4 protein-coding genes and 1 other annotated feature are annotated in these 7,222 nt (G+C 54.4%); all 4 genes read right to left on the minus strand.

Annotation, left to right across the window (positions count from 1 at the left end):
* Nucleotides 1-21: 21 nt before the first annotated feature.
* Complete coding sequence (locus tag Q3886_RS06970) at nucleotides 22-1,302, minus strand: O-antigen ligase (RefSeq protein ID WP_301860552.1); 1,281 nt, start codon at nucleotides 1,300-1,302, stop codon at nucleotides 22-24.
* A 106-nt stretch (nucleotides 1,303-1,408) separates the two neighbouring features.
* A complete protein-coding gene (locus Q3886_RS06975; protein WP_301860554.1) occupies nucleotides 1,409-2,722 on the minus strand; it encodes a folylpolyglutamate synthase/dihydrofolate synthase family protein in 1,314 nt (437 codons plus the stop codon).
* A gap of 11 nt (nucleotides 2,723-2,733) precedes the next feature.
* A complete protein-coding gene (locus tag Q3886_RS06980; RefSeq protein WP_301860556.1) occupies nucleotides 2,734-5,397 on the minus strand; it encodes a valine--tRNA ligase in 2,664 nt (887 codons plus the stop codon).
* 54 nt (nucleotides 5,398-5,451) lie between these two features.
* Nucleotides 5,452-5,668, minus strand: a binding site (T-box leader).
* A gap of 84 nt (nucleotides 5,669-5,752) precedes the next feature.
* The coding region (locus Q3886_RS06985) for an AbgT family transporter (protein WP_301860558.1) at nucleotides 5,753-7,222 on the minus strand (1,470 nt) is incomplete at its 5' end.

Consider the following 7,222-nt stretch of genomic DNA (forward strand, 5'->3'; position numbering starts at 1 on the left):
CTGCCATACGATTATTATAGCTTATTGTGAATTATTTCGCAAACTTTTTTTCATATTTTTTTGCTGTTCTGCATACATATTGGAGAATAGCGCACAAAAAAGCCAGAAAACAAGGGAAATCTGGGTGCTGAATAAGTCATAATCGCTTACGCCGCATATGGCCTGAGACACAATAGCTGCGCAGACAAAAGCGGCTGTAGCCCGGTCAAAACGTTCTGTCTGCTTCTGCCTTACGACGCGCCAGGCATACCAGAAAGTACCGAAAAAGAACCACATGGCAAAGAAAAAGCCAATGACCCCCGTTTCAGCCAGGATATTTAAATACATATTATGAGCATGATAAATCGTAATGCCAGCCTGCTGAATAAATTCATTGTACATTGGATATACGTACTTAAAGGCCCCCCAGCCGATGCCTAAAACGGGATGATCGCCGAACATGGCAATGGCCCCTTCCCACATATCGAGGCGCATGGCAACTGACGTATCAGCTTCGCTGCGGCTGAAAATAGACAGAAGACGGCGCGCCACACCGCCGTGATAAAACAGCAGCACTGCCGGCACGGAAAGGAAAGAAAACCAGAGCCGCTTATCCCAGATCAGGCCGAAGAAGAAAACCAGCCCTGCCGCACTGAGCCAGGCGCCGCGGGAATAGGTCAGTACCAGGCACAGCGTCAGCACGGCAAATACGATGCCATACATCCAGCGGTGTCCCCGATGGCGGGACCAGATGGTCATAGCTGCGGCGATACTCATGACCATGAGCAGGAACGCCGACAGCAAATTGGGATTATACAGAGTCGAATACATGCGCCGCTGCAGCAGCGGAAAGGCTTCGGAATCGACCCACTCCACTTCGTGCAGCGTCAGCATGTGGGCATACTGATACAGCCCGTACAGGGCGACGACGCAGGCACTGATGAGCAGCACGTGGATAACAAGGCGCCGTTCTGCCCGGCCCTGCAGAAAATGGCTGATAAGCATATACAGCAGCAAGTACTGCAGCACCGTAAAGGCATGAAAGGCCGCCCCCATCAGCGCGTGCGGAGACCCTGCCAGCGACAGAAGGGACGCAGCAAAAAATCCCAGAGCCGGCACGGTCAGACCGGTACAGGAAAAAGGCGGCCCGCCGTACTTCCAGATATAATAAGCCGCCAGCCCCAGCGCAATGAGGAAACAGACTTCCATGACAATGAGCTGCAGGGGCATACAAAAAACAGTCCCCACCAGAGCGGCAACGACGCGCAGGCGCGCCTGTTCTGACGGGGAGCTATGTTGATAGTGATGTATTACACGGTTCATACCATCGCTCCTTTGCCTGTATTATACTATACATACCGGCAAAGGGTCTAGAGCACGGGCATGCAAAAACGGGAACAGCCATCGGTTACGCTGTTCCCGTCTGCATTTACTGCAAAGATATGGAAAAATGTTCACGCAGGTACTGCCGCACGTCACCCTGAATGTACAGGGAGCCGACGATGCACAGCACGTCGCCAGGATGGACCGCTGCAAAAGCCCGGTCCAGTCCGGCATCCATGCTGTCTTCCCAGTCGGCGCGGCACGGCAGCATAGCGGCCATGGTCTTGGGATCGGCCGTCCGCGGCGTCGGCGCCGGAGCACAGACGACGTAATCATCGGGGTGAAACAGTTCCTGCACCATATGAGTGTAATCCTTGTCGGCCAGGACTGAAAACAGAAATACCCGCTTCCGACTGCCAAAGACGTCTCCGTAGGTCTGGCAGAACGTGCTGATGCCGGCCGGATTATGGGCGCCGTCAATGACGACGTCTGTTTCGCCGGCCTTTACGACCTGAAACCGCCCGGGCCAGCAGACCCTGGCCAGCCCTTCTTCCAGAGCCGTCCGGGTCAGACGCGGTTCGTGACGGGCAATGAGGAGCAGCGTCATGACTGCAGCGGCGCAGTTCGTCTGCTGGTGCCTGCCCATAAGGGGAATCGTCGCCGTCACGTCAAAGCCGTATTTTTCCCGCACCGTCACAATCTGGCCGGCCTGGGGATGTTCCGCATCAGCCAGATTGCCGCTGTAGTCAAATCCGTAATGAAGGGCATAGAGACAGCTGTGCATTTCATAGGCCCTGCGGGCAATGACCTGCAGAGCCGGCGGTTCCGCCGTCGTAACGACAGGCACGCCTTCCTTGATAATTCCGGCCTTGACGGCAGCAATTTCTTCTATCGTATTGCCGCAGTACTTCATGTGATCCATGGCTACGTTGGTAATAACCGATACATCAGGCACGATGACATTCGTCGAATCGAGAAGGCCTCCCAGGCCTACTTCGATGACGGCATATTCCACATGGACCTGAGCAAAGTGCCAGAACGCCGCTGCCGTAATCATTTCAAATTCTGTCGGCCGTTCTGCGCCGGCTGCTGCCATGTCTTCCACCGCTTCGGCTACGACGGCTACAGCTGCCGCAAAGTCGGTCCGGCTGATATCGGTGCCGTCGACGTGAATCCGTTCCGTATAGTCTTCCAGATGAGGCGACGTATACCGGCCGGTCTTGATGCCGGCATGGGTAAGAGCGCTGGCAATCATGGCCGTCGTCGATCCCTTGCCGTTCGTGCCGGTGACGTGAATCGTCCGATACTGGTTCTGAGGATTCCCCAGCCGTTCCAGCAGAGCCTCAATACGCCCCAGGCCCATTTGAATGCCAAACACGCTGGCATGTTCCAAATAGTAAATACTTTCTTCGTATGTCATAGGACGCCTTCTTACAGTTTTGCCAGATCGTCGAGACGTTTCGTCAGGGCTGCCATCTTTTCCGAATAGTCGGCAAGTTTGGCCTTTTCTTTTTCGACAACATCAGCCGGCGCCTTGGCCAGGAATCCCTGGTTGGACAGCTTCTTCTGAAGCCGTTCGATTTCTTTGGTCATCTTTTCCTGTTCTTTGTGAACGCGGGCCGTTTCCTTTTCCACGTCAATCAGGTCTTTCAGCTGCAGGTATACTTCAATGCCTGGTACGACGGCGACGACGGCGTTTTCCGGTTTGGCATCGGTCGGAGCCAGAAGGGTGACTTTATCGGCAAAAGCCAGAACGTGGAAATAATATTCATAGGTTTTCAGGGTCTGGGCCATGGCGTCTGTTGCCGGAATCATGATGACCGGCGCCTTTTTGCCCATAGGCACGTTCGATTCAGCCCGGAGATTGCGGATACCCTTAATGGCTTCCATCATGGTATTCATCGTTGCCGCATCTTCCTTGAAGTCCCATGCTTCCTGCACTTTCGGCCAGGGAGCGACGATGATGCTTTCCCCTTCATGCGGCAGGTGCTGCCACAGATGTTCCGTCACAAAGGGCATGAACGGATGGAGCAGTTCCAGCGTATGGGTCAGGACATAGACCAGGACGTACTGCGCTGTCCGGCGGCTCCGTTCGTCATCAGACTTGTACAGGCGCTGCTTGGCCAGTTCGATATACCAGTCGCAGTATGAATTCCAGATGAAGTTGTATACCGTATCGGCAGCATCGCCCAGTTCAAAGGCGTCGAGGTTGGTCGTTACATTGCGGACAGCGTCGTTGAAGGACGAGAGAATCCAGCGGTCTGCCAACGTCAGGTCGGCGTCTTCAGGCACGAAGGATTCGTCATAATCGGTCAGATTCATGATGACGAATTTTGTGGCATTCCAGATCTTGTTGGCGAAATTGCGGTTTGCTTCGACCCGTTCCATGTAGAACCGCATGTCGTTGCCCGGTGTATTGCCTGTAACCAGCGTAAAGCGAAGAGCATCGGCGCCGTATTCTTCGCACACGCCCAGGGGGTCGATGCCGTTGCCCAGAGACTTGCTCATCTTGCGGCCCTGGCTGTCGCGGACAAGGCCGTGAATGAAGACGTGCCGGAACGGAATATCCTTCATGAATTCGCAGGTCATAAACATCATGCGGGCAACCCAGAAGAAAATAATATCATAGCCCGTAACGAGGACGCTCGTCGGGAAGAACTGCTTCAGATCGGCTGTCTGTTCCGGCCAGCCCATGGTCGAAAACGGCCAGAGAGCCGAGCTGAACCACGTATCGAGGACGTCCGGGTCCTGATGGATATGGGTGCTGCCGCAGTGCGGGCACGCCGTCAGATCGGTCCGGCTGACCGACGTTTTGCCGCAGTCATCGCAGTACCAGACCGGGATCTGATGGCCCCACCAGAGCTGCCGGGAAATACACCAGTCGTGGACGTCTTCCAGCCAGTGATTGTATATCTTGGCAAAGCGGTCCGGCACGAATTTCGTCTTGCCGCTGGATACGCCTTCCAGGGCGGCTTTCGTGAGCGGTGCCATCTTGACGAACCACTGCTTCGTCAGGAACGGTTCGATCGTCGTCTTGCAGCGCGAGCAGTGACCGACAGCATGGGTCAGTTCTTCGATGTGATCGAGGAGGCCCAGGGCTTTCAGATCTTCCACGACGGCTTTGCGGCAGTCTTCGCGGGTCATGCCGTCATATTTTGCGCCGGCCTTTTCGTTCATGGTGCCGTCCAGGTTCATGATCATAATCGATTCCAGATGATGGCGCTGGCCCATTTCAAAGTCGTTCGGGTCGTGAGCCGGCGTAATCTTGACGGCGCCTGTACCAAAGCCGATATCGACGTAGTCATCGGCAATGACTTCGACTTCCCGGTTAATCAGGGGAACGACGACTTTCTTGCCAATATACTTCTTCATCCGGTCGTCATTGGGGTTGACGGCAACGGCCGTATCGCCCATGACTGTTTCCGGACGGGTCGTGGCAATCATGATGTAATCATCTTCGCCGACGACGGGGTATTTAATATACCATAAATGGCCCTGTACGTCGGAATGGTCGACTTCAATGTCGCTCAGTGCCGTATGGCAGTGAGGGCACCAGTTCGTAATGCGCTGGCCCTGGTAAATGAGGCCTTTTTCGTACAGGGAAACGAAGACTTCCCGTACAGCCCGGGCGCAGACATCATCCATGGTAAAGCGCTTGCGGCTCCAGTCGCAGGACGAGCCCAGACGGCGCACCTGCTGTTCAATGCGATTGCCGTACTGGTTTTTCCAGGCCCATACATGTTCCAGGAATTTTTCCCGGCCAATATCATACCGCGTCTTCCCTTCTTCTTTGGCCAGCTGCTGTTCTACCTTGACCTGCGTGGCAATGCCGGCATGGTCGGTCCCGGGAATCCAGGCGACGTTATACCCTTCCATGCGCTTGAAGCGGACGAGAATATCCTGCAGCGTATTGTCCAGGGCGTGGCCCATGTGCAGCTGCCCCGTTACGTTCGGCGGCGGCATAACGATGCTGAACGGTTCTTTCGATGCGTCCGGATCCTGATGAAAATAGCCGTTCTTTTCCCAGAAATCATACCATGACATTTCCATTTCGTTAGGCGCGTACGTGCCCAAACTTTCTTTATTCCATTTCATGTCGCTGTCCCTCCATAGATACAAAAAAAGCGTTCTCCCATCCCAAGGGTCTTCCCTTAGGACGAAAGAACGCTGTTACTTCCGCGGTACCACCTAATTTGCTGCAGCACACTGCAGCCACTTCATCACGCACGTAACGGGTGCCAGACCGGGCAGGCCTTTCCTCCTGCCAGCTCACGGGTGACGTGCTGCCTGCTCATGAACGCCTTCGCACCATACCGGCGTCTCTCTGCCACGAAACGGAGCAGCTTCTTCCGCTCATCGCCATTATCATGGCTTACATTGTAGCAAGTTTACATTCCCTTGTCAATGCAAACTACAGGCCAGCCATGCAGCTTTTGCATGACATGAGCCATTATATTACGCCCTGTACAGGCAGATGCTGCGGAATCCCCGGTCCAGTCGGCCAGCCCATGCAGTACCAGAAGATAAACAGAGCATACCACATAATAAGAAAGCCCATGGCATAAGGCATCATGAGGGACAAATAGGTGCCAATGCCGCTGTCTTTCTTATAGCGGCGAATAATTTCCAGGAACAGCGGCAGGAACGGATTGACCAGAGCCACCGTATTGAGGGCGCCGTCACCAGCCCGGAACGCAGCCTGAATAAAGGCCGGATGATATCCCAACAACATGAACATGGGGACGAAAACCGTCGACAACAGGGCCCATACGGCAGACCCGCTGGACATGAAAATGCCCATAAACTGGCCGAACAGCATGAAGCACAGCAGCGCCGGCAGGCCCGTCATGCCGATGCTCTGGAGGAACATGGCGCCGTTCATGGCAATGACTGACGCCAGATTGGTCCAGGCAAAGGCGGCAATAAACTGGGCAATGAAAAAGGCCATGACCATGAAACCGGCCAGCCCTTTGACGGCATTGGTCATGCACTGAATCATATCGTCGGCATTTTTAATCTTTTTCAGGGAAATGCCGTACGTAATGCCAATGGTCAGGAGAAAGCCGCACAGCAGGGGAATGACACCCCGCAGAAGGGGCGACCCCAGGAGGGAATGGGTCTGCGGATTGCGCAGGAGCCCATTGTCCGGAAAGGCCAGCAAAAAGACGACGGCAATATAACCGAGCGCCGCATACAAGCTGTGGCGGAGAGCTTTCTTTTCCGCATCGGACACATCCGGCAAGGTCAGATCGCCGTGGGCATGAGCCGGGTCATAGACGCCCAAACGGGGTTCGACGAATTTTTCCGTAATAAACGTCGTTACTGCCGTCAGATACAGGACAGCAAAGGACATGAAATACCAGTTGTCTATGGGCGAGACAGTCAGGTTCGGATCGACAATGCGCACGGCCTGCGTCGTAATGCCGGACAGGAGAACGTCTGTCGTGACGATGAGGATATTGGCTGTAAAACCGGAATAAATAGCAGCCAGGGAGCAGGCAAAGCCGACCAGCGGGTGCCGGCCCAGGGAGTAAAACAGCATGGCTGCCAGCGGCGGCATAATGACGATAGCCGCATCAGAAGCAATATGACTCATCAGGCTGATGAAGACGACAGCCAGCGTCACATAGCGGGCCGGAATGTTGTGCATGGAATGATGAATCAAGGTCTGCAGAAATCCCGTTTCCGAAGCCACGCCCAGCCCAAAGGTAAGGACAATGATCATGCCCAGGGGCGGGAAATTAATATAGTTTTTAATTAAATTGGTCAGAATCCAGTCGAGCCCTTCGGCACTGATCAGGCTTTTGACGTGAATCAGGTCGTTCGTCTTCGGATTGACAGCTGATACGTCAGCCAGCTGCAAGACGTACGAACAAAGAGCCAGGACCATAAACAAAATAAGAAATAATACAGCCGGATT

This window comes from uncultured Megasphaera sp., from assembly GCF_958350005.1.
Classification (GTDB): Bacteria; Bacillota; Negativicutes; order Veillonellales; family Megasphaeraceae; genus Megasphaera.